The organism is Pseudomonas sp. Root329, from assembly GCF_001424925.1.
GTDB lineage: Bacteria > Pseudomonadota > Gammaproteobacteria > Pseudomonadales > Pseudomonadaceae > Aquipseudomonas > Aquipseudomonas arabinosi.
The window spans coordinates 111,220-135,009 of sequence record NZ_LMCV01000051.1; the positions used below are offsets into that span (position 1 = coordinate 111,220).

At 59.0% G+C, this 23,790-nt stretch carries 25 protein-coding genes and 1 pseudogene; 11 read left to right on the plus strand and 15 right to left on the minus strand.

Translation table 11 applies throughout. The features are described from left to right. Nucleotide 1: 1 nt before the first annotated feature. Nucleotides 2-856, minus strand: coding sequence for a MurR/RpiR family transcriptional regulator (locus tag ASC74_RS30375; protein ID WP_056746661.1), 855 nt, complete (start codon nucleotides 854-856; stop codon nucleotides 2-4). A gap of 341 nt (nucleotides 857-1,197) precedes the next feature. Between ASC74_RS30375 and ASC74_RS30380 the strand changes: the two genes are divergently transcribed. Both ASC74_RS30380 and cobF read left to right on the plus strand, forming a co-directional pair. Further along, nucleotides 1,198-1,770, plus strand: a complete 573-nt coding sequence (locus tag ASC74_RS30380) for a histidine phosphatase family protein (RefSeq protein ID WP_056746662.1) — start codon at nucleotides 1,198-1,200, stop codon at nucleotides 1,768-1,770. After that, nucleotides 1,770-2,525, plus strand: coding sequence for a precorrin-6A synthase (deacetylating) (cobF, locus tag ASC74_RS30385; RefSeq protein WP_056746664.1), 756 nt, complete (start codon nucleotides 1,770-1,772; stop codon nucleotides 2,523-2,525). Before ASC74_RS30380 ends, cobF begins: the two co-directional genes overlap by 1 nt. 124 nt (nucleotides 2,526-2,649) lie before the next feature. Here cobF and ftrA read toward each other — a convergent pair whose 3' ends face one another. Continuing rightward, nucleotides 2,650-3,624, minus strand: coding sequence for a transcriptional regulator FtrA (gene ftrA / locus ASC74_RS30390; protein WP_056746665.1), 975 nt, complete (start codon nucleotides 3,622-3,624; stop codon nucleotides 2,650-2,652). A gap of 101 nt (nucleotides 3,625-3,725) precedes the next feature. Between ftrA and ASC74_RS30395 the strand changes: the two genes are divergently transcribed. After that, entirely contained in the window at nucleotides 3,726-4,160 is a 435-nt protein-coding gene (locus ASC74_RS30395) for a rhodanese-like domain-containing protein (RefSeq protein ID WP_056746667.1), read from the plus strand. Nucleotides 4,161-4,254: 94 nt separating this feature from the next. Here the strand turns inward: ASC74_RS30395 and ASC74_RS31750 are convergent. Next, nucleotides 4,255-4,374: pseudogene (locus tag ASC74_RS31750) on the minus strand (glutamine amidotransferase-related protein); the annotation flags it as partial. Nucleotides 4,375-4,635: 261 nt separating this feature from the next. Between ASC74_RS31750 and ASC74_RS30400 the strand changes: the two are divergent. From ASC74_RS30400 to ASC74_RS30410, 3 genes are all read left to right on the plus strand, one after another. Beyond that, nucleotides 4,636-5,415, plus strand: coding sequence for an ABC transporter substrate-binding protein (locus ASC74_RS30400; protein WP_056746669.1), 780 nt, complete (start codon nucleotides 4,636-4,638; stop codon nucleotides 5,413-5,415). 98 nt (nucleotides 5,416-5,513) lie between these two features. Continuing rightward, nucleotides 5,514-6,626 (plus strand): succinylglutamate desuccinylase/aspartoacylase family protein, encoded by a 1,113-nt coding sequence (locus ASC74_RS30405; RefSeq protein WP_056746671.1) that lies wholly within the window; start codon nucleotides 5,514-5,516, stop codon nucleotides 6,624-6,626. 175 nt (nucleotides 6,627-6,801) lie between these two features. Continuing rightward, entirely contained in the window at nucleotides 6,802-7,518 is a 717-nt protein-coding gene (locus ASC74_RS30410) for an alpha/beta hydrolase (RefSeq protein WP_056746673.1), read from the plus strand. Between the two features lie 3 nt (nucleotides 7,519-7,521). Here ASC74_RS30410 and ASC74_RS30415 read toward each other — a convergent pair whose 3' ends face one another. After that, nucleotides 7,522-8,109, minus strand: coding sequence for a hypothetical protein (locus ASC74_RS30415; RefSeq protein ID WP_056746676.1), 588 nt, complete (start codon nucleotides 8,107-8,109; stop codon nucleotides 7,522-7,524). A 238-nt stretch (nucleotides 8,110-8,347) separates the two neighbouring features. On the opposite strand from ASC74_RS30415, the gene ASC74_RS30420 reads away from it, so the two are divergent. Next, the gene (locus ASC74_RS30420; protein WP_056746678.1) at nucleotides 8,348-9,031 is read left to right on the plus strand and encodes a hypothetical protein; all 684 of its coding nucleotides are present in this window, start codon (nucleotides 8,348-8,350) and stop codon (nucleotides 9,029-9,031) included. A 144-nt stretch (nucleotides 9,032-9,175) separates the two neighbouring features. Here ASC74_RS30420 and ASC74_RS30425 read toward each other — a convergent pair whose 3' ends face one another. Then, nucleotides 9,176-9,832 carry a hypothetical protein gene (locus ASC74_RS30425; protein WP_056746680.1) on the minus strand — a complete coding sequence of 219 codons (657 nt, stop codon included), beginning with the start codon at nucleotides 9,830-9,832 and terminating at the stop codon, nucleotides 9,176-9,178. 132 nt (nucleotides 9,833-9,964) lie between these two features. Further along, nucleotides 9,965-10,876, minus strand: coding sequence for a hypothetical protein (locus ASC74_RS30430; protein WP_056746682.1), 912 nt, complete (start codon nucleotides 10,874-10,876; stop codon nucleotides 9,965-9,967). Nucleotides 10,877-11,780: 904 nt separating this feature from the next. Here ASC74_RS30430 and ASC74_RS30435 point away from each other — a divergent pair. Then, nucleotides 11,781-12,149 carry a DUF6124 family protein gene (locus tag ASC74_RS30435; RefSeq protein WP_056746684.1) on the plus strand — a complete coding sequence of 123 codons (369 nt, stop codon included), beginning with the start codon at nucleotides 11,781-11,783 and terminating at the stop codon, nucleotides 12,147-12,149. Nucleotides 12,150-12,341: 192 nt separating this feature from the next. On the opposite strand, the gene ASC74_RS30440 is transcribed toward ASC74_RS30435, so the two are convergent. The 3 genes from ASC74_RS30440 to ASC74_RS30450 form a co-directional block, all read right to left on the minus strand. After that, the gene (locus ASC74_RS30440) at nucleotides 12,342-12,668 is read right to left on the minus strand and encodes a putative quinol monooxygenase (RefSeq protein ID WP_056746685.1); all 327 of its coding nucleotides are present in this window, start codon (nucleotides 12,666-12,668) and stop codon (nucleotides 12,342-12,344) included. Nucleotides 12,669-12,696: 28 nt separating this feature from the next. Then, nucleotides 12,697-13,371, minus strand: a complete 675-nt coding sequence (locus ASC74_RS30445) for a glutathione S-transferase family protein (RefSeq protein WP_056746687.1) — start codon at nucleotides 13,369-13,371, stop codon at nucleotides 12,697-12,699. Between the two features lie 145 nt (nucleotides 13,372-13,516). Then, a complete protein-coding gene (locus ASC74_RS30450; protein WP_056746688.1) occupies nucleotides 13,517-14,311 on the minus strand; it encodes a hypothetical protein in 795 nt (264 codons plus the stop codon). 207 nt (nucleotides 14,312-14,518) lie between these two features. Here ASC74_RS30450 and ASC74_RS30455 point away from each other — a divergent pair, with 207 nt between their 5' ends. Continuing rightward, nucleotides 14,519-15,838, plus strand: a complete 1,320-nt coding sequence (locus tag ASC74_RS30455) for an Nramp family divalent metal transporter (RefSeq protein ID WP_056746689.1) — start codon at nucleotides 14,519-14,521, stop codon at nucleotides 15,836-15,838. A 127-nt stretch (nucleotides 15,839-15,965) separates the two neighbouring features. On the opposite strand, the gene ASC74_RS30460 is transcribed toward ASC74_RS30455, so the two are convergent. Further along, nucleotides 15,966-16,868, minus strand: a complete 903-nt coding sequence (locus ASC74_RS30460; protein WP_056746690.1) for a LysR family transcriptional regulator — start codon at nucleotides 16,866-16,868, stop codon at nucleotides 15,966-15,968. A 111-nt stretch (nucleotides 16,869-16,979) separates the two neighbouring features. Here ASC74_RS30460 and ASC74_RS30465 point away from each other — a divergent pair, with 111 nt between their 5' ends. Continuing rightward, complete coding sequence (locus ASC74_RS30465; RefSeq protein WP_056746692.1) at nucleotides 16,980-17,582, plus strand: NADPH-dependent F420 reductase; 603 nt, start codon at nucleotides 16,980-16,982, stop codon at nucleotides 17,580-17,582. Nucleotides 17,583-17,682: 100 nt separating this feature from the next. Here ASC74_RS30465 and ASC74_RS30470 read toward each other — a convergent pair whose 3' ends face one another. The 3 genes from ASC74_RS30470 to ASC74_RS30480 are packed head-to-tail and all read right to left on the minus strand — an operon-like array spanning nucleotide 17,683 to nucleotide 20,276. Beyond that, nucleotides 17,683-18,864 carry an acetyl-CoA C-acetyltransferase gene (locus ASC74_RS30470; RefSeq protein ID WP_056746694.1) on the minus strand — a complete coding sequence of 394 codons (1,182 nt, stop codon included), beginning with the start codon at nucleotides 18,862-18,864 and terminating at the stop codon, nucleotides 17,683-17,685. Nucleotides 18,865-18,875: 11 nt separating this feature from the next. After that, nucleotides 18,876-19,541, minus strand: coding sequence for a CoA transferase subunit B (locus tag ASC74_RS30475; protein ID WP_010455523.1), 666 nt, complete (start codon nucleotides 19,539-19,541; stop codon nucleotides 18,876-18,878). Nucleotides 19,542-19,577: 36 nt separating this feature from the next. Then, nucleotides 19,578-20,276 (minus strand): CoA transferase subunit A, encoded by a 699-nt coding sequence (locus ASC74_RS30480; protein WP_045060543.1) that lies wholly within the window; start codon nucleotides 20,274-20,276, stop codon nucleotides 19,578-19,580. A gap of 151 nt (nucleotides 20,277-20,427) precedes the next feature. Here ASC74_RS30480 and ASC74_RS30485 point away from each other — a divergent pair, with 151 nt between their 5' ends. Then, on the plus strand, nucleotides 20,428-21,330 hold the full coding sequence (locus tag ASC74_RS30485; protein WP_056746696.1) for a LysR family transcriptional regulator: 903 nt from the start codon (nucleotides 20,428-20,430) through the stop codon (nucleotides 21,328-21,330). Between the two features lie 124 nt (nucleotides 21,331-21,454). Here ASC74_RS30485 and ASC74_RS30490 read toward each other — a convergent pair whose 3' ends face one another. Both ASC74_RS30490 and ASC74_RS30495 read right to left on the minus strand, forming a co-directional pair. Continuing rightward, nucleotides 21,455-22,297, minus strand: coding sequence for an NAD-dependent protein deacetylase (locus ASC74_RS30490; protein WP_056746697.1), 843 nt, complete (start codon nucleotides 22,295-22,297; stop codon nucleotides 21,455-21,457). A gap of 134 nt (nucleotides 22,298-22,431) precedes the next feature. Next, complete coding sequence (locus tag ASC74_RS30495; protein WP_056746699.1) at nucleotides 22,432-23,478, minus strand: class I SAM-dependent methyltransferase; 1,047 nt, start codon at nucleotides 23,476-23,478, stop codon at nucleotides 22,432-22,434. Between the last annotated feature and the right edge of the window lie 312 nt (nucleotides 23,479-23,790).

The window sequence follows — 23,790 nt, forward strand, 5'->3', positions numbered from 1 at the left end:
CTTATTTTTCCTCCAGCAGGTGGGTGTCGAAGTCGGTCCGCAGGGCGTCGATGCCTTCCAGGCGATCGGCCAGATCCGGACTGCGCAGGGACAGGCAGGCAATCAGCGCCTCGACCTGGGCCAGCGCCGGAACCAGGGAGTCGAAGGCCGACACCGATTCCACCGGCGCACTGATAATCAGGTCGGCCATTTCCCGCAACGGTGAAGCATAGATGTCGGTGAACAACACCACGCGTGCATATCGACTTTTTGCCGCATTGGCCACGCGCAGGGCTTGTGACTGGTAGCGGCGATAGTCGAACACCAGCACCACGTCCTGACGCTGCACGTCGAACAACCGGTCGGGCAGTTGTGCATTGTCTTCCAGCGCGAAACAGCCCGGACGCAGCAAGCGCAGGTGATTGAGTAAATAACTGGCGAGGAAACTGCTGAAGCGCCCACCGAAGCAATGCACCTGATGGCGGGTGTCGAGCAGCCATTCCACCAGAATCCGCACATCTTCGGGTTGGGTCAGCGCATGGGTGTCCACCAGCGCTCGATGGCTGTGCGCCAGATATTGGCTCCAGGCGTCGCCTTTCTGAAGATGAGCACGAGGTTGCAACAGGGTGCTGGGGGAACGGAGGCGGTGGTCCATGTCGCTGAGCAGGGCATCCTGGAAATCGGCATATCCGCTGAAACCCAGTTTCTTGACCAGTCGCACGATGGTGGGATCGCTGACACCGGCATGTTCGGCCAAACGTGACATCGGGCCCAGTCCGTTACGCGGGTACTGGTCCAGCAAGGCACGGATGACTTTGCGTTCCGCCGGCGTAAGTTCCAGGCCGGGATCGGTGATCAGGTCTCTGAGAGAAGGCATCCGGGCTCCTGCTGGATGGATATGTCGGTTTCATTTCATAAATTGCTAAAACAGTATTTATGTAGTGGACTCAACATGTCTAGTGAATTTTTTCATGGTTTTTTAAAGCCCCAAAACAGGGCGAAAAGCCCGTGGGGCTTGGGCTACACGGAAGTCGACTGAGCTTGTAGGCCATTGCCCATAGTGGTGTCGGATATCGCCGATTTTTTCAGGTGTGGGTGATGTCGAACCTGAGTTGGCTGGCTCAAACGAAACGCCCTGGATCGCGCTTCTTGCGGCACAATTGGGCAATTATTTTCGGCGTGACGCCGTTTCAATTTCCATCGACAGAGTGATCCTTCGTGCAGGCGACCCGTTTGACCCTGATGTGCCACGCTCGAACCGTCGCACAAAAATTGGCGTGTTTTCCTACGAATGAACCCATAGAGATGGATTGGAAATCGGCAATGGGATCGCGTCGTGCTCAGTTCAAAGGGACGCCGCGACTGATGTGTGGACCTGAGCTGCGAACCCGGCAAACCGCCGAGCTGTTCGGCAGTGACGTGGAGATTGTCGAGGCATTGAGGGAGTGCGATTTCGGGAGCTGGAAAGGCGCGCGGATCGACGATCTGCAAAAATCCTCAGCCCAAGCGCTACAAATCTGGCTCGATGACCCGAATTCGGCGCCCCATGGTGGCGAGTCGGTGGTGCAACTTGGTGAGCGGGTGGCCGCTTGGCTGAAAACGCTGGAGGCCACACCGGGACACATCGTTGCCATCACCCATCCGTTTGTCATTCGCGCCGCGCTGACGCAGGTGCTGCAAGGCGCAGCGTTCAACCTGATCGATGTTGAACCGCTGTCGGCCATCGAGTTGCGGTTCAACGGCCGCTGGCGCCTACGCTTGCTGGGCACGGACCCTGAGGAAACACGTTGATGAAAAAACTTCTGGTCATCGGCATTGGCGCCGGCAACCCCGACTACATCACGATGCAAGCCGTGAAGGCGCTGAACCTCGTCGACGTGTTTTTCCTCATGGACAAGGGCCAGAGCAAAGACAAACTGATCGACCTGCGCCGCGAGATCTGCGAGCGCTACATCACCGATCGCGACTACCGTTTCGTCGAAGCCCACAGCCCGGAGCGCGAACGCGGTGATGTGGACTACAAGGCCAGTGTGGAAGACCTGAACCTGGCCAAGCAGCAGACCTTCGAACGGTTGATCAGCGAGGAAATGGCTGACGACCAGTGCGCCGGTTTTCTGGTGTGGGGCGATCCGGCGTTGTACGACAGCACGATCCGGATCTTGCAGGCGATTCTGGCCTCAGGCCGGTGCGTCTTCGAGTTCGAGGTGATCCCCGGCATCACCAGTGTCCAGGCGCTGGCGGCGCAGCATAAGGTGCCGCTGAACCGCATTGGCCGCTCGATTGAAATCACCACGGGGCGACGGCTGGCGGCGGGGCAGGTGAGCGATGCCGACAGCCTGGTGGTGATGCTGGATGCAGAAGATTCCTACCATCGGGTGGCGGACCAGGAGACTGAGATTTACTGGGGGGCCTACCTGGGGACGGCGGATGAAATCCTGATAAGCGGCAAGCTCAAGGATGTGGCGGATGAGATCGAGCGGGTGCGTAAGGCGGCTCGGTTGGCCAACGGGTGGATTATGGATACGTATTTGCTGCGCAAGCCTTGAGTGCAGCGGTGTCTGGGCTGACGCCTTCGCGAGCAAGCCCGCTCCCACAGTTGACCGAGTTGTATTGACGGACGCGGTCTACTGTGGGAGCGGGCTTGCTCGCGAAGGGGCCCTAAAGAACACCTCAAAAAATCGCCTTTGACTCCCGTCCAAACCGCTCCCGATACACCGACGGCGGCACGCCGACCACGCTGCGAAACGCCACCCGGAAACTCTCCACCGAGCGATACCCACAGCGCTGGGCAATCTGGTCGGTGTTCTGGCTCGTGCTCTCAAGCAACTCCCGGGCCCGGCCCAGGCGCTCATGCTGCAACCACGCCTTGGGCGGCATGCCGGTGGCTTCAGTGAAGCGGCGCAGAAACGTCCGTTCGCTCATGGCCGCCTCACTCGCCAGCTCGCGAACCTCCAGCGGTTCATGCAAACGCTCGCGCGCCCACTGCATGACGCGGGACAAATCGCTACGCGGCGTAGGACTGACCGGTGTCGGAATGAACTGTGCCTGACCGCCGGTGCGTTGCGGCGACATCACCAGCCTCCGCGCCACCGAGTTGGCCACCTGCGTCCCGAAGTCCCGCGCCACCAAGTGCAGACAGGCATCGATACCGGCAGCGCTGCCGGCCGAGGTAATCAGTTGACCTGAATCGACATAGAGCACGTCCGGGTCCACCAGAATGTTCGGAAAACGCTCGGCCAATTCAGCGGTGTAGCGCCAGTGCGTGGTGGCGCCGCGACCGTCGAGCAAACCGGTGGCCGCCAGCACGAACACGCCCGAGCAGATCGACAGCAGCCGCGCACCCCGCGCATGGGCCTGGCGCAGGGCCGCGATCAATGCCTCCGGCACCGGGGCGCTGCGATCACGCCAGCCGGGAATGATGATGGTCCGGGCGTCCTCGAGCAGCTCCATGCCGCCATCGGCCAGCACCTGAATGCCGCCCATGGCGCGCATTGGGCCTTGATCGACGGCGGCAATCCGGTGTTCGTACCAAGGGAAGTCGAACTCCGGCCGCGCCAGGCCGAAGATCTCCACGGCGATGCCGAATTCGAACGTACAGAGGCCGTCGTAGGCCAGAATCGCGACCAATCCAGGGGTGGGCTGCATTTGGCGGAAAGTTCCCGGTGAGTGTCTTGTGCGCCACTGTAGCCGCAAGCATCGGGCGGATAAAGTCTTCTCACACCCACACAGACTTTGGAGTACAACCCATGACCAGCCTGGTCCGCGAGATTCCCGCCGCCCCATCGGCCATCGCCCTGATGCATTTCAGCAACCGTCTGACCTTCGAAACCGACTGTTCCGACGTCCACGGCAGTCAACAGGCCGGCGAGGTGGATTTTGTCCTGGTGGACGTGCGCGGCCCGCTCGCGTTCGAGCGTGGGCATGTGCCGGGAGCGATCAATATTCCGGGGCGACTGCTGAGCGCTGAAGGTCTGGCGGCCTACCCGAAAACCAGCGTGTTCGTGGTGTATTGCGCCGGGCCCCACTGCAACGGCGCCAACAAGGCTGCTGTGAAACTGGCGGCGCTGGGTTACCCGGTCAAGGAAATGATCGGCGGGGTGACCGGGTGGCTGGATGAAGGGTTTGAGTTGAGCATTGCGGTGCAACGGCCTGCCAGCACCGTGATCGGTTGCGAATGTTGATGTAGTCGAAAGGATCTACGCAATCCCCTGTAGGAGCTGTCGAGTGAAACGAGGCTGCGATCTGTTGATCTTGCGTCTAAATGGATGCGCACCACCCTTCCAGTGTCGCCTGCAACGTCCATCCGGTTTCCGTACGATCTATCCGCCGCACATTCCAGCCCAGACTCAGCGCCAGCAACTGCGTCCCCAGACAAATCGCAAACACCGGTGCGCCTCAACGTGGGCATAAGGGCTCTCTTGTAGTTTTTGCTTGTAGGTTTTGTCTGAAAAAAGGGCTTGTCCTACAGTCTTTGCACTGGCTTGGCGCACGCTTCAAGGGACTTGAATCTGCCGGCTACTTTTCTATAACTATTTGTCGCTTAAACACAATTTGCCCTCCTTGAGCCGCTCTAGACTGCCGGCCACTTCGGTGCTCTCCAATCGGAAGCAGCTACCGAAAGCTGCCAATAAAAGCCTCCGCACACAGGAGTTATAAATGAAGAAGCTAGTGATGTTCGGTGCCCTGGCACTGTCGATGTTGTCCCTGACAGCTGTGGCCGAAGACGCCAAGCCGATCCGCCTCGGTATCGAAGCCGGTTACCCGCCATTCTCGATGAAAACCCCTGATGGCAAACTCACCGGCTTCGACGTGGACATCGGCGACGCGCTGTGCGAGCAGATGAAAGTGAAGTGCACCTGGGTCGAGCAAGAGTTCGACGGCCTGATCCCGGCCCTGAAGGTCAAGAAAATCGACGCGATCCTGTCGTCCATGACCATCACCGACGATCGCAAAAAGAACGTCGACTTCACCATCAAGTACTACCACACCCCGGCGCGCTTCGTGATGAAGGAAGGCACCGACATCAAAGACCCGCTGACCGAACTCAAAGGCAAGAAAGTCGGTGTGTTGCGCGCCAGTACCCACGACCGCTTCGCCACTGAAGTACTGGTGCCAGCCGGTATCAATCTGGTTCGCTACGGTTCTCAGCAAGAAGCCAACCTGGACATGGTCGCCGGTCGTCTCGACGCGATGCTGGCCGACTCGGTCAACCTGGACGACGGTTTCCTGAAAACCGACGCCGGTAAAGGCTTCGCTTTCGTAGGCCCGACCTACGAAGACGCCAAGTACTTCGGCGGCGGCGCCGGTATTGCTGTGCGCAAAGGCGATACCGCCCTGGCAGAGAAATTCAACACCGCCATCACCGAAATCCGCGCCAACGGCAAGTACAAGCAAGTGCAAGACAAGTACTTCGACTTTGACGTTTACGGCCAGTAATCACGCCGTTCAAAAAAGTGGCAACCGTTGACGCGGTTGCCACTTTTTTTATGCCTTGATGATTTATTCTGCGCAGCACGCGAACACAGGAGCACCCCATGCAACGCATCGATCATTCACTGCCCTGGGGTCACCTGGGCACCGAACGCACCCTCAGCGTGTTTCGTTATGGCGCGGGCACTCGCAAGGTCTACATCCAGGCCAGCCTGCACGCTGATGAACTGCCGGGCATGCGCACGGCGTGGGAACTGAAGAAGCGTCTTGCAGAACTTGAAACCCAGGGTCAGTTGCAGGGCGTGATCGAACTGGTCCCGGTGGCCAATCCCATCGGCCTCGATCAACACCTGCAAGGCAGCCACATGGGCCGCTTCGAGCTGGGCAGCGGCAAGAACTTCAACCGCTCCTTCGTCGAACTCAGCGCACCGGTGGCCGAGTTGATCGGTGATCGGTTGGGCAATGATGCGGCTGCCAACATTGCGCTGATTCGCCAGACCATGGGCCAGGTACTCGACGGCTTGCCGGCACCGGCCTCGCAGCTTGAAGCCATGCACCGCTTGCTGCTGCGCCACGCCTGTGAGGCCGACATCACCCTCGACCTGCATTGTGATTTCGACGCGGCGATTCATCTGTATGCCTTGCCGCAACACTGGCCGCAGTGGCAATCCCTGGCGGCGCGTTTGAAGGCTGGGGTGGCGTTGCTCTGTGAAGACTCCGGCGGCAGCTCATTCGATGAGTCGTGTTCAACGCCGTGGTTGCGCCTGGCCAGGGCTTTCCCTGAGGCCGCGATCCCGCCGGCCAACCTGGCGACGACGCTGGAGCTGGGTAGCATGGGTGATACGCGAGTCGATCAGGCTCAGGCCAATTGCGAGGCGATTCTCGGCTTCCTCGCCGAGCAGGGTTTCATCAAAGGCACCTGGCCTGCGGCACCGAGCGAATGCTGCGAAGGCATGCCGTTCGAAGGCACCCAATACCTGTTTGCGCCGCATCACGGGGTCGTCAGTTTCCTGCGCGATTCGGGGGAGTGGGTGGAGAAGGGTGATGCGCTGTTCGAAGTGGTCGACCCGCTGAATGATCGAGTTACCACGGTTTGCGCCGGGACCAGTGGCGTGTTGTTTGCGATTGATCGCGGGCGCTATACACAGCCGGGCACCTGGCAGGCGAAGGTTGCGGGGCGCGAGCCGATTCGGGTCGGAAAACTCATCAACGACTGAGGTTCTTAGTCGTTTTCGAGGCCGCCTTCGCGAGCAAGCCCGCTCCCACAGTTGACCGCGTACTCCTGTGGGAGCGGGCTTGCTCGCGAAGGCGGCATCAGCAGCACCGAATATGCCCGGGCAGCTTCACAGTGTTAGGCTCTGCCCCGAATCCTGCACTTGTGAAGGAAGGTTTATGTTGAAGTTTTTCGCTCTGCTGACACTCCTGGCGTCCGCCGCCGTCCACGCTCAAACCCCGCTGCAAACCGATCTGCCGCTCAAGTACCTGGAGCAGGCCAACCCCGAGTCGCGCAATCAGCCCCTGGTGATTTTCCTCCACGGTTACGGCAGTAACGAGCAGGACCTGTTCGACATCAAGGATGAACTGCCCGCGTCATACAACTACCTGTCGGTACGCGCACCGATGGTGATGGAGGAGGACAGTTACAAGTGGTTTCGCCAGAAGGGCAACGCTGCCTACGACGGCGAGACCGATGATCTGAAGACCAGCGGCCAGGTGCTGCAGGATTTCGTCGCACAGGCGGCGAAGAAATATCACACCGAACCGAACAAGGTGTTCCTGGTGGGTTTCAGCCAGGGCGCAATCATGTCGTACGAGGTGGCCCTGCGTCACCCCGAGGCGGTGGGCGGGATTGCGGCGTTGAGCGGGCGGATTCTGCCGGTGCTCAGGTCCGAACTGAAACCGGATGAAAAGCGCCAGAAGCTGGCGATTTTCATCGGTCATGGCACGGCGGATAAACGCCTTCCGTACATCGACGGCACGGACGCCGACAGCCTGTTGCAGAGCCTGTCACTCAAGCCTGAATTTCATGCCTACCCTGGTGTCGGTCACAGCATCAGTGCTGTCGAAATGCAGGACTTGAGCGCCTGGTTGCAGCGCCTCAATCGCTGATTGTTACTTGCCGGAGACGATCTGTTTGACCAGCGTCTCGTGGCCAGCATTGTCGCTGAGGCGGGAAATCACCTGAACGATCGCCATGCGCGTGTTGGACGCGGCCATCACTGTGGTGTCGAGGGTTTTGCCGCCGCCCTGGGTGGCGGTGCTGTCGATCTGCCGCAGCCCCAGGCCGGTGCCTTTCTGGGTCAGGCTTTTTTCACTGAGTTTGGTGAAGTCCGGCAGCGCCGTGGCTTGTGCGGTGGCGAAGTCGGACGCCGCGGAGTCGAGGAATTGACCGTCGTTGTCTTTGACGTTGAGGCCGCCGGAAATGGTATTTTCAGCGGCGATCACGACGGTTTTAGTCGCCTGATTGGTGTACATGGTACCCGTTGCCCCGGCGGTGCCGGTGGCCGCGTCGCCGGCAGGCAACGGGTTGGCGACGAAGCCTTTAGGCAGGTTGAACGTGAACTTGCCGCCGAGCATCGAGACTTTCTGTGCGGGCGCGGTATTGCTGGCAGTGGCTTTGGCGGCCTGCGCATTCAGCGCTCCCAGACTGGCAACCGCCGTCAACAACAGGACAACGGCTTTTTTACTCAACAATGACATTCAGAAACTCCAGGGATGGTCGGTCTCGCGGTGGGGGGCGATCATCCCATGGAGGTTGCGGCGCATTCCAGCGCAGTCTAACGGACGGTCACGTTCTTTTGGCCAGCGCCATTAACGGCAAGCAGATCTAGACCGAAAGATTCATAGTTGACGCTTTATGAATACGCACGGTATAGCGGTCAGATTCGCAAGACACTGACCGAACAGTTCAAATTACAGATTTGGAGCATAGAAAACTATGGATTTGAACACTGACGCATTGGTGACTTTACTTTCGGGTCTCGTGGGTGCGCTCATTGGTGGTGCTTTCACCCTGCGTGGTGCCACCAAAGCCCATGAGTTAGCCCTAAAAAAAGAAGCCGCTGCGGACAAGGAGAAAATGGTTACAACGCTCATGCTTCTACGCACGGAGATCGCCACCGGTTGGAAAATATTCAAAGATGAGTATGTCGGTGAGTTGTCGCAACAAACACCAGATACGCCTTACCTAGTGATATTCCCAATTGGCGAGTCACCTTTCGCCATTTTCAACTCTGCGCCGCAGGCACTCGCTCTTTTACCCCAAAAACTAGCGAAAGATATCGTTCACTTCTACATACGTGCAAAAGGGGTGGTAGCGATGATCGAAATGAACAATCGTGACTATGAGCAAGCTCTCCAGTATGGCCGGTCAGTGCTGGCAAATCACGTAGAGAGCGCGCGCGCGCAAAACACAAAAATGCCAGAAGAGTTGAAAGAGCAGGTATTCCTCGAAGGTGTACAGTTTATGGCAGGCCAGCTAGGGATGAGCGATACAGCTGATGGCATAAGGGAGCTAGGACAAGAGCTAGAGCCAGTTGTGCAACGAATCACGGCTGCAGTTGATGAATTATTAGTTCCTGTGTCAGGGCTGCATAACAGAGTGGCGTCACCGATGCTCTGAGAAATTTGACGTCCGCTTTGGCGATAGCCGCCAGTCGTGAAGGACGGCTATCAGCCCTGCGCAATCATTCACCAACGTTTGCATATGGAGCCTGCAGCAACGGAGTTTGCCCGCATATACTCGTCCGAAATCGAGGCCTAGACTTTACTTCAGGTCCTCAATTTCTTTGACCATGACTTCCGACTTATTGGAGTACCAGTCGACTTTCAGCACCGTAAGCTGATACTGCTTTTTGCCGGAGGGAAATATCCAGTTGTCGCCCGATTTTATGTTTTCGAAATCTTTTTGATTCTGTCCTGGCAATGTGACGCTGCCGGTCGCAGTGAAATTCGATGTAATCCTACCAATGCCAATAGTTGCATTCGTTTTGGGATCAACGTATGCCTCACCCAACGACAACGTCTTGGTCCCGACATATGGTAAGTTTGTTAATTCAGGAGCGGTGGTTGCGTTTTCGGATGGCTTTGACCCCGACGTAGCAAGCTCTTGTTGGAGCTTCGTATTTTCCTCGGTGAGGGCCTTCATTTTAGTTTCGAAGTATGGAAGGGAATTCGGAGTTGCAGTCAGCCAATCTTGGTACTTCTTGTTTTCATCACGTAAGCGGGCAATTTCAACTTCGAGTACTTCAGTCTTGGCCTTGTATTGACCAGCCGTCGCTTTCTCGTTTTCCGCTTGTGCTCGAAAGACACTCACCTTGTTTTCGTCAAATACAAAAGTGAATACGGCCCAGACTGTGCCTGCTACCAGAATCGTATGGAGGATGACGCTTCGTGTCGGTGATTCTTCGAACCAGTTGCTCATAATACTTGTGGTTACCTAGCTTTTTGAGTTTATGCGGCGACAAGACGCCAACGACGGACGTTAATAAACTAAGGACTTGCGTGAAAGGTGTCCAGTGGCCCCTGCCAGAAACTCCAGGGTCAGCCTGCAGCATCACTCACCAGACTTCTTCTCCACAATGATCTGGTCATTCGGGATATCCAACTGGCGCTTAAGATCGCCGTCCGCGAAAGCAATAACGGTCGTATTACCAAAGCCCTTGAATTGCACTGTCACACCGGCATAAGCCTTGTAGCCTTCCGGCACCTTGGCTTCTTTGGCTACCAGAGCGTCAGGCATCAGGGCGTTATAAGGCGCTTTGACGTAAACGGTGGCGTGCTCGATTCGGACCTGTGCCATGCGCATGGCGCCATCCATGAGTTGGCCTGATACACCACCCATCAGTAATGGCAGCAGCATGATTAAGCTGATGCACGCGAGATAAGCGGTTTTTGCTTTTCCAGCCTCTCCCGATCTCTGAAGCGCATCCTTCTCTGGAGTGGCAATCACAGTGTTAAGCAACCGTTCATGGCTACGGTACTGCGCACCCGCCGCCTTTACCACGGAATAGAAGATGTAGAGCGCTATCGAAAGCAATGGCAAATTCCAGAAAGCCACATTGTCGTGTCGTCCGAATCCCCAAATCAGCAGCAAAGCCAACAGCGCGAAAGGGATTGCCCCCCAATGGAAAGGTGCCAGTTCATACGCCATTTTTTTAGTCGAGCGAGTTTTCTTCTTTATGTACTCGTAGGCAAAATTGAACACCGGTCGTGTCAGGATCGAGAAGCAAATGCCTAGTGAAACCAGGCAACCGACGAACATGGCATAAACAACACCAAAACAACTCGCCGCCAGGAGGAACAGCAGCCCGTCTCCAAGGGTTAGGCCTTGAGGGAAATGACCAACCCGTAATGCATAAATGATCACGCAGGCACTGCCTAAGCCGATGCTGAATTTGAGTGCCGCACCGGTTAGTTTTAAAAGACTTTCAGCGGTGGACTCAAGGGAGGAAATCACTGTTTTCATGAAGGCACATCTGTGGGGTGGATTTAGAAGTTTTTACAGTTGTCCCGTATGGTATCGACGCGATCATTCATAGCATGAGCGCACAGAGTATTCAGCGGTGGATCACTGCCTTAAGCGTGGTGAAACTTCGTGGAAAGTTTCAAGCGGCCACGCCACACTTTCCGACGGCCAAAGACCTCCCCAATATTTTTCAAAGCAGTCACCCGCTGTAGGACACCTATTCAGTGCACTCCGTGCGACCTCGTGCGGCTATAACACCAAACGCCAATGCCTACAGAATCCGCTGGCAGCCTTGATAACTTATTCCCGGTCACTGAGTCCATCAGTGACCATCTTTTTTCACCCCCGCACGGTTCCATTCAAAGGGAGCTCCGTAGCGATCAGCGTCGTCCCCATCAGACGGTGACCAATCCGGCATCCGCCTACCAAAACCTCTTCAAAAACACTACGTCGCCACGCGAGTCCGGCAGGATTTAAAGCGGCCAGCGGGTAAGGTCGCGCCCCCGGAAAAATGTCGGACGCTTCCTCGATTTTTGGAAAGCTTTCACGCGTTTAACGTATGCGTTTAAGGACACCCGCTGTTACGTCCTAACGGCTACAACGCCTTGCGTCGTTACCTACGCGTGCGCCAGAATCCGCCGGCTTGTGCGCCTTGGTACTGGGCCTTATCGTTTCTCCGTCGCTGAAAAACAGCGATCGGGTTTGGTAGCCCGGATGTAAGGAGTGCACAGCATCACCATTCGCGGCGTTTTTTTCGTCTCGGCATTATGGTGGTCATGCGCAGGGCACCTTCGGGTGCGCCGGTTTCCTTATGTCCCGGTCTACCAACCTGCGTATGGCCACCACCCTTCGTTTGGTAGCGAGGTTGGTTGGCTCTTTATTCACGGCATAAGGAGTTCTAACTATGTTCAAGGTAACGCCCAACCCCCCGAATACCGTTCCGTTACCCTACGACGCCTTTCTTGATCTTGACCCCAAGAAAATGAAAGAGGCGGCCGACCGCGCACTCAGCTTCTACCTCAACCCCGGGGCGACGAAAACGCAGATACCGCCCCGCAAGCCCAGCACCATTTTCACCATCGACGCAGCGGTGGATGACGAAACGTTGCTCGTCGAGGCTTGCGAATCGTTGGCATCAGCCAGCGCCATGGTCAACGATCTCACCGACTTGACTGACGGCCCACGACGGCAAACGATGCTGGTGCTGCAACGGGTCATCATGTTGGGGGAGTTAGCGGTCAATCGCGTACTGGACAACCACAAGCCTGGGTAGTCGCCAGGCGGGTAGTGAGGGCGCTTGCGCCCTCGCTGTTTAGCAGCATTCAAAGGTCGCAACCGCGACGCGCTGCCTTATTGTTTTTTTGCAGTAATGCCACCGACGTAGAACCGCAGATGCTGGCGCGCGGCGCTCTCTGCGCTCAGGCCACGCAGTTCTGTTGCTCGTGGTCACGCTGGAAGCGTCCGTTCAGACCCCACGTCGCACCGGATAGCTCTTGATCACATCCAGAAACTCAATGCGACGTTCGCTGGCCAGCAACTGCGGGAGCCGCTGTTCATACGCCTGTCGATACGGCTTGCTCAGGTGACGCGTGATGAAGTCGTCCTTGCTGCAGTTCCAGATTTCGTAGAGCACCAGGGTGTTCGGATCGTCCTGGAGTTGGTGGACCCAGGTGTTGACGAAGTCCGGCTCGGCCGACATCTGGTGCACCACGTCCAGCAGCCGTTCTTTCATTTCGGCGAAACGTTCCGGTTTGGCCGGCAGGTAAACGATAAACGCGACTTGATCACTCATTTCATCACCTTCGAATGCTGTGAACGGGTTATTGCGCCTGGTTCTGCGGGAACAGATTGCGACGGGTTTCTTCGTCGAACTCCGCCTTCAGCACCAGTTTTTCTTTCAACCCCTGGGCCCGCTGGGCGGCTGGACGGGCGCTGATTTCATCGAACAGGCGCTTGACGTTCGGGTACGCCGCCAGACCGTTCTCGCCGAGGATGTACGGTGCGTAATTGGCCCAACCCCAGAGCGCCATGTCGGCGATGCTGTAGGTGTCGCCGGCCAGGTACTGATGGTCGGCCAGTCGCTGATCGAGCACGCGGTAATGGCGTTCGACTTCCTTGAGGTAGCGGTTTTTTGCGTAAGGCAGGTCTTCCGGTGCGTGGTGCAGGAAATGCACCGCCTGGCCGGAAAATGGTGACAGCCCTGTCGCGATGAACATCAGCCAGGACAGTAGCTCGGCTTGCCCGGCCACGGAGGTCGGCAGGAAGCGCTGATGTTTTTGCGCCAGATGCAGCAGGATTGCCTGGGAGTCGAATACAGTGGCGTCGCCATCGACCAGCGCCGGCACCTTGGCGTTCGGGTTGATCGCCAAAAAGGCTGGCAGGTGTTGCTCACCCTTGAAGGTGTCGACGCCGATCAATTCGTAGGGCGATTGCAGTTCTTCAAGCAGCAGGGCGACTTTCATCGGGTTGGGCGAAGGGTGGAAAAAGAACTTCATGGTGTAGGCCTCAGTCAGTGGTTGGTTTTGAACTGAGGCTGATGTTGAAGTAAACCTGTTCGAATGACGTGCGAGCTTCTTGCTTTACTCGTTCGAAACTATCGAACTTGTTGTCGATTATCCTGGCCCGATGACATCGAGCCGCTTAGCGTTTGATCGCCGTACGCCCAGCGTCCGGTACCGGGCTCGCCGGCTTGGCCAACAAACGCTTGGTCACCCCAAGCATACCCACTGACACCGCGACGCCGAGGGCGAACGCGCTCAAACCCATGCCTGGCAAGGCCAGCGCCAACACCAGACAAAACGCGGCGAACGAATACATCCCGGTAGCGGTGGCCCGCAACAACGCAGCGGTAAACGCCGGCCCGCGGGTTTGTTGGGAGAACACCGCCATTACGCTGCCCAGCACCGGGAACACCGCGAGCAGGCCGCTCCAGCGCTCGCCAACGGTGCTGGCCAACAACGTGACCGCGAGGGTGAGCAGGGCGCCGGCAATCATGCGCAGCAGCAGTTTGTCGGACTTCGGCGCCGGGCCTGAAACGATCGGCTGTACCGAGGGGAACAGATACGGCGCCGCCAGCAGGGCGGTCGCAGAGGCGATCACCGAGAACACCAGGGACGGCGCAATCAACGACAACACAACGGCCGCCGAGGCCCAGACCAATAGCGAAATCACCAGCGCCCACGGCCACTTCGCGCGTTGTGCAACCTGAGCGTAGGTCACGCAAAAGGCAATCATCGCGAACATCGCCGACAGCGCTGCCGTCGCCGATTGAGCGGCGAACACCTGGCCTTGTTCGATGGCGAGAAAGAACAGAATCGGCCCGACCACCACCGGCAACCCCGACAGCCAACCGGCGACACTCGGTCCCCAGCGCTTACCGGCCAGGGAAATCAGCAAGAGAAATCCTGGGATGACCAGCAGTTTGAGTAGCAGCACGCACGCACCTCCGACCTGAGTGAGGCGGCAACGTTAGCATTGCGGGTGAGTGATTGCTCTATAGAAGTCGTGATTTTGTATACAAATATCAGGGCTTCAATGCTGACGCAGGTGATCACGATGCGGCAGCTCCTACAGGGTTTTGCATGTACAGCCGAATGAGTGAACGTCTAAGCTGCCCCTTCCCACTTGTTTCGGAATGTTTGCGTGAAATTCAGTTTGCCCAAAACCGCCACGGCGCCATTCTGTCCGCCGGAAGTGGCCGGCAGCGTTGCCGTCGATCCCCGCGCCTCGTTCTTCAACCGGATGCTGCGTTTTGCCGGTCCTGGCTTGCTGGTGTCCATCGGCTACATGGACCCGGGCAACTGGGCGACCGCCATCGAGGCCGGCTCGCGGTTTGGTTACAGCCTGTTGTTCGTGGTGCTGCTGGCGAGTCTGGCGGGGATGGTGGTGCAGTGTTTGTGTTCACGCCTGGGCATTGCCACCGGGCGTGATCTGGCGCAGTTGTCCCGGGAGCGCTACAGCACGCGGACCGCACGGACCCAGTGGGTGTTGGCGGAAATCTCGATCATCGCCACTGACCTGGCCGAAGTGCTCGGCTGCGCCCTGGCGTTCCATTTGCTGCTGGGCTGTTCGCTGACTTTCGGCATCGCGCTCACGGCGTTCGACACCTTGCTGGTGCTGGCTCTGCAAAACCGTGGCTTCCGCCGACTCGAAGCGATCATGCTGGTGCTGGTGGGCACCATCGGCGTGTGTTTCTTCGTTGAATTGCTGCTGATCAAACCCTACTGGCCGGACGTCGCCCGGGGGTTCACGCCGTCACTGTCCGCCATCGGTGATGCTGCGCCGCTGTACCTGGCCATTGGTATTCTCGGGGCCACGGTGATGCCGCATAACTTGTACCTGCACACCTCCATCGTGCAGACCCGGATGATTGGCAAGGACCTGGCCAGCAAGCAGGACGCGGTGAAACTGGCGCGCATCGACACCATCGGCTCTCTGGCCCTGGCGTTGCTGGTCAACGCGGCCATCCTGATCCTCGCCGCGGCGGCGTTCCACAAGACCGGGCATACCGACGTGGTCGACATCCAGGACGCTTATCACCTGCTCGACCCATTGGTGGGCGGGGCGCTGGCCAGTGTGTTGTTCGGCGTCGCGTTGCTGGCTTCGGGTCAGAGCTCGACCTTCACCGGGACCATCGCCGGGCAGGTGATCATGGAGGGCTTTCTGAACTTGCGGATTCCTTGCTGGCAACGACGATTGCTCACGCGCGGGCTGGCGCTGATCCCGGCGTTCATTGGCGTCTGGCTGATGGGCGACAATGCGATCGGCAAGCTGCTGGTGTTGAGTCAGGTGGTGTTGAGTCTGCAGTTGCCGTTTGCGTTGTATCCGCTGATTCGCATGACCAACGACCACACGCTCATGGGGCCGTTGGTGAATCGGTGGCCGACGCGGGTGCTCGTGTGGGGATTGTTTGTGGTGATAAGCGGGGCGAATAGCTGGTTGATCCTGCAGTTCGTAGACTGAGCCTGAAGCTGCGTTGCCTGACCGGGCCCCTTCGCGAGCAGGCTCGCTCCCACATGGGATTGGGGGCTCTCAGATTTAGTGTTCACCGCAGATCAACTGTGGGAGCGAGCCTGCTCGCGAAGAACGATTACGCGGTCTCCCTCTGAAACGCCTCAACGACAAAATCAATAAACACCCGGGTCTTGGCCGGCATCAACGTCCGGCTCGGGTAATACAACGAAATCGGTCCCGCGTCGGCGTACCAGTCGGGCAGCAGGCGCACCAGTTCGCCACGCTGGATATTCGCCAGCACATCCGGCAACACCAGCAGCGTCACGCCCAGGCCGAGTATCGCTGCTTCGCGCATCGCGGCCGGATCATTGAGCACAATGTTTTCATTCAGATTGGCCGGTGCTTCGTTGCCCGCGCCATCGTGCATCAGCCATTGGCGAATCCTCCCGGTTCGGGTGCCGCGCATCACAATGCCGGTGTGTCCGGACAGGTCCGCCGGACTGTCGGGCAGGCTGCGTCCTGCGAGGTAGGCGGGAGAGGCGACCGCCACCACATGCGCCGCCGCCAACGTCCGCGACACCACCCCGGGCGTCAACTTGAAGCCGCCGCCAATGGCCGCGTCATACCCTTCGGCAATCAAATCCACAGGACGGTTTTCGAAGTGCCATTCCGGGCGAATCAGCGGGTAGCGCGCCAGGAACGCCGGCAGCAGCGGCAAGACATGACCGATGCCAAATGTCGGCGCCAGACTGACTTTGAGCGCGCCCGCCGGCTCGCCTTGGTCGCTGCTTACCGTGCTGATCGCGGTCTGCAACGCTTCCAGATTGCCGCCGATACTCGTCAGAAAGCGTTCCCCGGCTTCGGTCAGGGACAGCTTGCGGGTCGAGCGCTGGAACAGCCGCACGCCGATGTTGCGTTCGAGCATCGCTACGTTGCGGCTGACAGCGGCAGGGGTCAGCGCGAGCACCCGTGCGGCGGCGGAAAAACTGCCGGTCTCCGCGCTGCGGACGAAAGATTCGAGGTTGGCGAGGGTTTCCATGGCGGGCACCTGCTAGTCATGCTTGAAGATCATTCAAGGCATTACCCGCTAATCAAACACTAATGGCAAGCGCAGTATTCACGCCAACGACAACCCTCGGAGTGAACAACCATGAGCACCATCGGAATCATCGGCGCCGGCGCAATCGGCGCAGCTTTTGCCAGAGCACTGTCGCGTCAAGGCATTGAAGTGGTTATCGCCAACAGCCGTGGCCCGCAAAGCCTGGCCTCGCTGGTGGAAGAACTCGGGCCAACGGCGCGTGCCGGAACCCGCGAGGAGGCCGCCGCACAAGCCATCGTTTTGGTCGCGGTCAACTGGTCGAAGTTGCCGACCGCGCTCGCCGGCCTGCCGGATTTTGGCGGACGGATTGTCATCGATGCCAACAACTCAATCGAGGCGCCGTCGTTCAAGGCGGTGGATTTGCAGGGGCGAATGTCCAGTGAAGTGTTTGCCGAATGGGTGCCCGGTGCGCGGGTGGTGAAGGCGTTCAATCACCTTCAGGCGCGGTTTCTGGAAAGCGATCCGACGGCGGAGGGCGGTCGGCGGGTGCTGTTTCTCTCGGGTGATGATGCCGATGCGAAAGCTCAAGTGGCGGCGCTGATCGAACAGCTGGGCTTCTTCGGGATTGATCTGGGGGAATTGAGCGTCGGCGCTCGGCTGGTGCAGTTTCCAGGTGGTCCGCTGCCGGTGCTGAATCTGGTGAAATTTGCCTGACGACCAGACAAAAAGAACCCGGTGCGACGTGAGTCGCACCGGGTGTATTGCCAGACGGCGAACGGATATTCGTGGGTCCCCGCGCCGTCTGTTGAACGCTTTACGCCCGTTCGATCGCCAGTGCCACGCCCTGACCACCACCGATGCATAGGGTGGCGAGGCCTTTCTTGGCGTCACGCTTGATCATTTCATGCAGCAGAGTCACCAGCACCCGGCAACCCGACGCACCGATCGGGTGGCCCAGGGCGATAGCGCCGCCGTTGACGTTGACTTTGTTCAGGTCCCATTCCAGATCCTTGGCCACCGCCAGAGATTGCGCAGCGAAGGCTTCGTTGGCTTCGATCAGGTCCAGTTGGTCGATGGACCAGCCGGCCTTGTCCAGGCAACGACGAGTCGCGCTGACCGGGCCGATGCCCATGATCGCCGGGTCAACGCCCGCATTGGCGTAAGCCGCGATTTTCGCCAGCACGGGCAGGCCGAGGGCCTTGGCCTTTTCCGCGCTCATCAGGATTACGGCGGCGGCACCGTCGTTCAGGGACGAGGCGTTACCGGCAGTCACCGAACCGTCCTTTTTGAAGGCCGGTTTCAGTTTGCCCAGCGCTTCAGCGGTGGTGCCGGCACGCGGCTGTTCATCGGTGGCGAAGGACAGCGGATCGCCCTTGCGCTGAGGAATCAGGATCGGCGTGATCTCATCGGCAAAACGCCCGGCTTCGATGGCGGCCGTGGCTTTCTGCTGCGAGGCCGCGGCGAAGGCGTCTTGTTGCTCGCGAGTCAGGCTGTACTTCTCGGCCAGGTTCTCGGCGGTAATGCCCATGTGGTAATCGTTGAACGCATCCCACAGGCCGTCGCTGATCATGGTGTCGACGATTTGCGCGTGACCCATGCGCAGACCGGTGCGGGCACCGGGCATGACGTAATTGGACAGGCTCATGTTTTCCTGGCCGCCGGCAATGATCACGTCGGCATCGCCGCAGCGAATCGCCTGAGTGGCCAGATGCAGCGCTTTGAGGCCCGAACCGCAGACCTTGTTCAGGGTCATCGCAGGCACGGTGAAGGGCAGGCCGGCCTTGATCGCGGACTGGCGCGCAGGGTTTTGCCCGGCGCCGGCGGTCAACACCTGGCCCATGATCACTTCATCGACTTCAGCAACGTCCAGACCGGTTTGCGCCAGCAGCTGACGGATCACCGCAGCACCGAGGTCAACCGCGGACACGTTGGCCAGGGCACCCTGGAAACTGCCGATGGCGGTACGGGTGGCGGCGACAATGACGACTTCTTGCATGGAATGATTCCTCACTGGGCAGCGAACTGCATTTCCGGAACGTGATCCGGCACGATCAGTTTACCGGCGGTCTTGGCGACAATCTCCTCGACGCTGACGCCCGGTGCGCGTTCCTTGAGAATGAACGCGCCGTTTTCGATTTCCAGGTAAGCCAGGTCGGTCAGCACACGCTTGATGCACCCGGCACCGGTCAGCGGCAGGCTGCATTTGGACAGGAGCTTGGACTCACCGTCCTTGGACGCGTGGGTCATGATGACGATGATGTTATCTGCGCCGGCCACCAGGTCCATGGCGCCGCCCATGCCCTTGACCAGTTTGCCGGGAATCATCCACGAGGCGATGTTGCCTTGCACGTCTACTTCAAAGGCGCCCAGCACGGTCAGGTCGACATGACCACCGCGGATCATCGCGAAGGACTCGGCCGAGGAAAAGATCGACGCGCCGATACGTGCGGTCACGGTTTGTTTGCCGGCGTTGATCATGTCGGCATCGATGGTTTCTTCAGTAGGAAAGGGGCCCATGCCGAGCAGGCCGTTTTCCGACTGCAGCATGACTTCCATGCCTTCAGGAATGTAGTTGGCGACCAGGGTCGGAATGCCGATGCCCAGGTTCACGTAGAAGCCGTCCTGCATTTCGCGGGCGACGCGTTGAGCCATTTGTTCGCGGGAAAGTGCCATTGTTGTTATTCCTTCATTCGGTCCGGGGGCAGGGGATCACTTACGCACGGTGCGCTGTTCGATGCGCTTCTCGAACGTGCCGCAAATGACCCGGTCGACGTAGATGCCAGGGGTGTGGATCTGCGCCGGGTCCAGCTCGCCGGGTTCGACGATTTCTTCGACTTCGACCACGGTAATCTTGCCGGCAGTGGCGGCCAGCGGATTGAAGTTCTGGGCGGTGTGGCGGTAGATGACGTTGCCGAAGTGGTCGGCTTTCCAGCCTTTGACGATGGCGAAGTCACCGGTGATGGATTCTTCCATCAGGTACTGGCGGCCATGGAATTCGCGGACTTCCTTGCCGTCGGCAACGGGAGTGCCGACGCCGGTGGCGGTGAAGAACGCGGGGATGCCGGCGCCGCCAGCGCGCATTTTTTCGGCGAGGGTGCCTTGAGGGGTCAGGACCACTTCGATTTCGCCTTTCAGCAGTTGGTCTTCGAACAGTTTGTTCTCACCAACGTAGGAGGCCACCACTTTGCTGATCTGCCGGTCTTCCAGCAACACGCCAAGGCCGAAACCGTCAACGCCGCAGTTGTTGGAAACCACGGTGAGGTCGCGTGTGCCTTTGCGCTTGATCTCGGCGATGAGGTTTTCCGGGATCCCGCACAGGCCAAAGCCGCCGGCGATCACGGTCATGCCGTCTTCAAGACCTGCAAGGGCTTCCTCGTAGGAACTCACGCGCTTGTCGAAACCTGCCATATGCACCTCTTTTATTCTTTGTGGGCGGCTGGCTAGCCGTATGGGGATGGAGTGTCTCGCCGCAGTATTCATTTGTTAAGTTGATTTTTAAGGTTGATTGATAGATAAAACTCACCAATCAATCATCTGTACTACGTTGGAGCCAGTGGTCATGACAGTCAAGCAGATCCGCGCATTCCTGGCCGTGGCCCAGAGTTTGAGTTTTGCCGTGGCCTGCGAGCGGTTGCACCTGTCGCAATCGGCCTTGAGCCTGACCATCAAGGCACTGGAGGAGGGGCTGGGCGGGCGCCTGTTCACCCGCAACACGCGTAATGTGGCGTTGACCGCGGAGGGAGAATCGCTGGTGCCACTGGCGCGTCGTCTGATTGCCGACTGGGACAACGCCGAGGATGAGCTGCGCCAACGCTTTACCCTCCAGCGCGGTCGCGTGACCTTGGCGGCGATGCCCTCATTTGCCGGCAACCTGCTGCCGCCGATCCTGAAAACCTTCCGCGCGCGCTATCCCAAGGTCAACGTCACGGTGAATGACGTGATCAACGAGCAGGTGCTGGAGATGGTGCGTGACCGGCAGGTTGAGCTGGGGGTGGCATTTGAACCGAGTCAGAGTTCGTCACTGGCATTCACGCCGTTGTACATGGATCGTTTCGTTGCGGTGGTGCCGAAAGATTCTCCTTTTGCCGAACGGGAAGACATCGATTGGCAGACCTTGCTCAAGGAACCGTTCATTACCTTGCAGCGTCCGTCGACGGTTCGAGTGATGCTCGAAGAGCACTTGCAGGCGCGTGGGATGAAATTGCCGGTGGAGTTTGAAAGCCATCAGTTGGCGACAGTCGGAAGGATGGTTGCCAGTGGATTGGGGGTGAGTGCGGTGCCGGCGTTGTGTGTCGGGCAGATGCTGGAACTGGGTGCGCGGTGCATTACCTTGCGCGATCCGGTGGTGGAGCGGGCTATTGGGGTGTTGACGAAGCCTGGGGTGGAACTGTCGGCGGCGGCGCAGGCGCTGTTCGACATCCTCAAAGAAGAAAACCTCGGCCAGCGCTTATCTGCGCAATGAAACACAGGCCCAATGTGGGAGCGGGCTTGCTCGCGAAAGCGGTTTGTCAGTCAACATTAATGTTGAATGTGCAGGCCTCTTCGCGAGCAAGCCCGCTCCCACAAGGTTGTGGTTTTGTCAGTTCTTAAGTGGTCAGGTGTTGAGCCAGCAACGGCAAAAGCTGCTCGCATGACGCCTCAATCTTGAGATCGAGGAGGTCATCCGCCCGAGTCTTCCCCAAATTAATCGCAATCAACGGCTTCCCCTGATCCGCCACCGCCCGGCACAACCGAAACGCCGAATACGCCATCAACGAAGACCCGACGACCAACAACCCCGCAGCCTTTTCGACCGCGGCCATTGCTTTGGCCGCCGTCGCCTGCGCCACATTCTCGCCAAAAAACACCACGTCCGGCTTCATCCGTTCACCCGCGCAGTGCGGGCAATGCGGCACCTGAAACCGCGCCTCAAACGCCGCATCCAGCAGCGTGTCGCCGTCCGGGGCTTGCACCGCATCCACGCCGGCCAGATACGGGTTCTGCGCCTCCATCAGTTGTTGGATCGAATCCCGTTCGCTGCGCTTGCCGCAGTCCAGGCACAACACCCGGTGCAGGCTGCCGTGGAGTTCGATGACGTCATGGCTGCCGGCCTGGTCGTGCAGGGTGTCGACGTTTTGAGTGATCAGCCCGCTGATCTGCTGCGAACTTTGCAAACTGGCCAAGGCCTCGTGGGCCACGTTCGGCTGGGCCTGGCGCACCCGCGGCCAACCGAGCATCGCCCGCGCCCAATAGCGCCGTCGGGATTCGGGGGCGGAGAGGAATTCCTGATACATCATCGGTTGCCGGCCACGCCGCACGCCCTGGTTGTCGCGGTAATCCGGAATGCCCGACGGAGTGCTGATGCCGGCGCCGGTCAGGACCAAAAACGGCTGGTCCGTCATTAGCTGCTGAAGGCGGTCGAGTTGTTCGCGGATGAGGCTGTCGAGCATGTTCAACACTCCGGTGGACCTGTAGGAGCTGCCGCAGGCTGCGATCTTTTGATCGTCAGCGATTTCAGCATCGCCAAATCAAGATCAAAAGATCGCAGCCTTCGGCAGCTCCTACAATAGGCCGTCAACGGTGTTTACTTACGCGCCTCCAGAATCAGGTTGAACGGTGTTTCCGTGGCCCGCCGGAACGTCTTGAACCCCGCCTCGGTGAAGACCTTGCGCAGCCGGGCCTCGCCAGCCTGGGCACCGAGCCCGAGGCCGACTTCCTGGGACAGCGAGTTCGGGGTGCAGATGAAGGTCGAGGCGGCGTAGAACAAGCGGCCAACCGGGTTGACGTTGTCGTCGAGCGAGTCATTGGCGAACGGTTCTACCAGCAGCACCGTGCCGTCCGGTTTTAGTGCGTCATAAGCGTGCCGCGCCGCGCCCACCGGGTCGCCCATGTCGTGCAGGCAGTCGAAGTAGCAGACCAGGTCATAGTCATCGCCGGGGAAGCTTTTTGCCGTGCCCTGGAAGAACCGCGCACGCCCGGCCACGCCACCTTCTTCGGCGCGCTGGGTGGCGACGGTGACGGAGGGCGCGTGGTAGTCGAAACCGACGAACCGCGAATCCGGAAACGACTGGGCCATGATCACGGTGGATGCGCCGTGGCCGCAGCCGATATCCGCCACCTTGGCGCCAGCCTCCAGTTTGGCGACCACACCTTCGAGCGCTGGTAGCCATTCGGCGACCAGATGCGCTTTGTAACCTGGCCGGAAGAACCGCTCCGTGCCACTGAACATGCACGGATGGTGATCGCCCCAGGCGAGGGCTCCGTCGCCGCGCATGGCGTTGACCAGTTTGTCCTTGTCATGGAAAAACGATGCGACCACCCCGATGCCACCCGCGATATAGACCGGTGAGTCTTCGATCGCCAATGCCATGGCCTGCTCTTCGGGCAGCCGGAACTGGCCGTCGCGGTGTTCCATGTAACCGGAAGCGGCGTGGGCGCTGAGCCATTCGCGTATCAGGCGGGGGTTGCAGCCGGTTTTTTCAGCGAGGGTTTCAGGGGTGACTGGCTGACTGTCGGCCATGGCCCGGTACAGTCCGAGCTCTTCGCCGAGGATGACGTTGGCGAGCATCGCCGCGCCGCCCATGTCGCTCACCAGTTTGCCCATGAAATCATTGATTCTGGCCTCGTCCATCACGTGTGCTCCTTCAGCAGGATCACAGTCCGGAGGCCTTGTTTTTCGAGGCGTTCACCTCTGGACGGTGGTCGTGGGAATGAACAGGACGATAAGCACGCCCTGCGTGCACTAAGTTTAGTCCGGGGGGCGTGCACCGCTGCCTTGAGCGACGAAAGTTACATTTCTCTGACTCCCACAGGGATTGGTGGTGTGTATCCGACTGTATCCAACCGCCGTCTCGATACAGTTCCCCCCAATACCAGGGCCCAGCCGAACACAGGCGAGATACAAACCTGCGATGAACTGCGTAGGCCATTTGGCACCCTATAC

Bases quoted from the DNA above. Each gene is read 5' to 3' on its own strand.
- ASC74_RS30375 (WP_056746661.1), bottom strand. From the start codon at position 856: ATGCCTTCTCTCAGAGACCTGATCACCGATCCCGGCCTGGAACTTACG.
- ASC74_RS30430 (WP_056746682.1), bottom strand. From the start codon at position 10,876: ATGAAAACAGTGATTTCCTCCCTTGAGTCCACCGCTGAAAGTCTTTTA.
- ASC74_RS30460 (WP_056746690.1), bottom strand. From the start codon at position 16,868: ATGGAAACCCTCGCCAACCTCGAATCTTTCGTCCGCAGCGCGGAGACC.
- ASC74_RS30405 (WP_056746671.1), top strand. From the start codon at position 5,514: ATGCAACGCATCGATCATTCACTGCCCTGGGGTCACCTGGGCACCGAA.
- cobF (WP_056746664.1), top strand. From the start codon at position 1,770: ATGAAAAAACTTCTGGTCATCGGCATTGGCGCCGGCAACCCCGACTAC.
- ASC74_RS30445 (WP_056746687.1), bottom strand. From the start codon at position 13,371: ATGAAGTTCTTTTTCCACCCTTCGCCCAACCCGATGAAAGTCGCCCTG.
- ASC74_RS30490 (WP_056746697.1), bottom strand. From the start codon at position 22,297: ATGCTCGACAGCCTCATCCGCGAACAACTCGACCGCCTTCAGCAGCTA.
- ftrA (WP_056746665.1), bottom strand. From the start codon at position 3,624: ATGCAGCCCACCCCTGGATTGGTCGCGATTCTGGCCTACGACGGCCTC.
- ASC74_RS30465 (WP_056746692.1), top strand. From the start codon at position 16,980: ATGAGCACCATCGGAATCATCGGCGCCGGCGCAATCGGCGCAGCTTTT.
- ASC74_RS30485 (WP_056746696.1), top strand. From the start codon at position 20,428: ATGACAGTCAAGCAGATCCGCGCATTCCTGGCCGTGGCCCAGAGTTTG.
- ASC74_RS30420 (WP_056746678.1), top strand. From the start codon at position 8,348: ATGGATTTGAACACTGACGCATTGGTGACTTTACTTTCGGGTCTCGTG.
- ASC74_RS30425 (WP_056746680.1), bottom strand. From the start codon at position 9,832: ATGAGCAACTGGTTCGAAGAATCACCGACACGAAGCGTCATCCTCCAT.
- ASC74_RS30410 (WP_056746673.1), top strand. From the start codon at position 6,802: ATGTTGAAGTTTTTCGCTCTGCTGACACTCCTGGCGTCCGCCGCCGTC.
- ASC74_RS30495 (WP_056746699.1), bottom strand. From the start codon at position 23,478: ATGGACGAGGCCAGAATCAATGATTTCATGGGCAAACTGGTGAGCGAC.
- ASC74_RS30435 (WP_056746684.1), top strand. From the start codon at position 11,781: ATGTTCAAGGTAACGCCCAACCCCCCGAATACCGTTCCGTTACCCTAC.
- ASC74_RS30400 (WP_056746669.1), top strand. From the start codon at position 4,636: ATGAAGAAGCTAGTGATGTTCGGTGCCCTGGCACTGTCGATGTTGTCC.
- ASC74_RS30475 (WP_010455523.1), bottom strand. From the start codon at position 19,541: ATGGCACTTTCCCGCGAACAAATGGCTCAACGCGTCGCCCGCGAAATG.
- ASC74_RS30415 (WP_056746676.1), bottom strand. From the start codon at position 8,109: ATGTCATTGTTGAGTAAAAAAGCCGTTGTCCTGTTGTTGACGGCGGTT.
- ASC74_RS30440 (WP_056746685.1), bottom strand. From the start codon at position 12,668: ATGAGTGATCAAGTCGCGTTTATCGTTTACCTGCCGGCCAAACCGGAA.
- ASC74_RS30480 (WP_045060543.1), bottom strand. From the start codon at position 20,276: ATGGCAGGTTTCGACAAGCGCGTGAGTTCCTACGAGGAAGCCCTTGCA.
- ASC74_RS30395 (WP_056746667.1), top strand. From the start codon at position 3,726: ATGACCAGCCTGGTCCGCGAGATTCCCGCCGCCCCATCGGCCATCGCC.
- ASC74_RS30470 (WP_056746694.1), bottom strand. From the start codon at position 18,864: ATGCAAGAAGTCGTCATTGTCGCCGCCACCCGTACCGCCATCGGCAGT.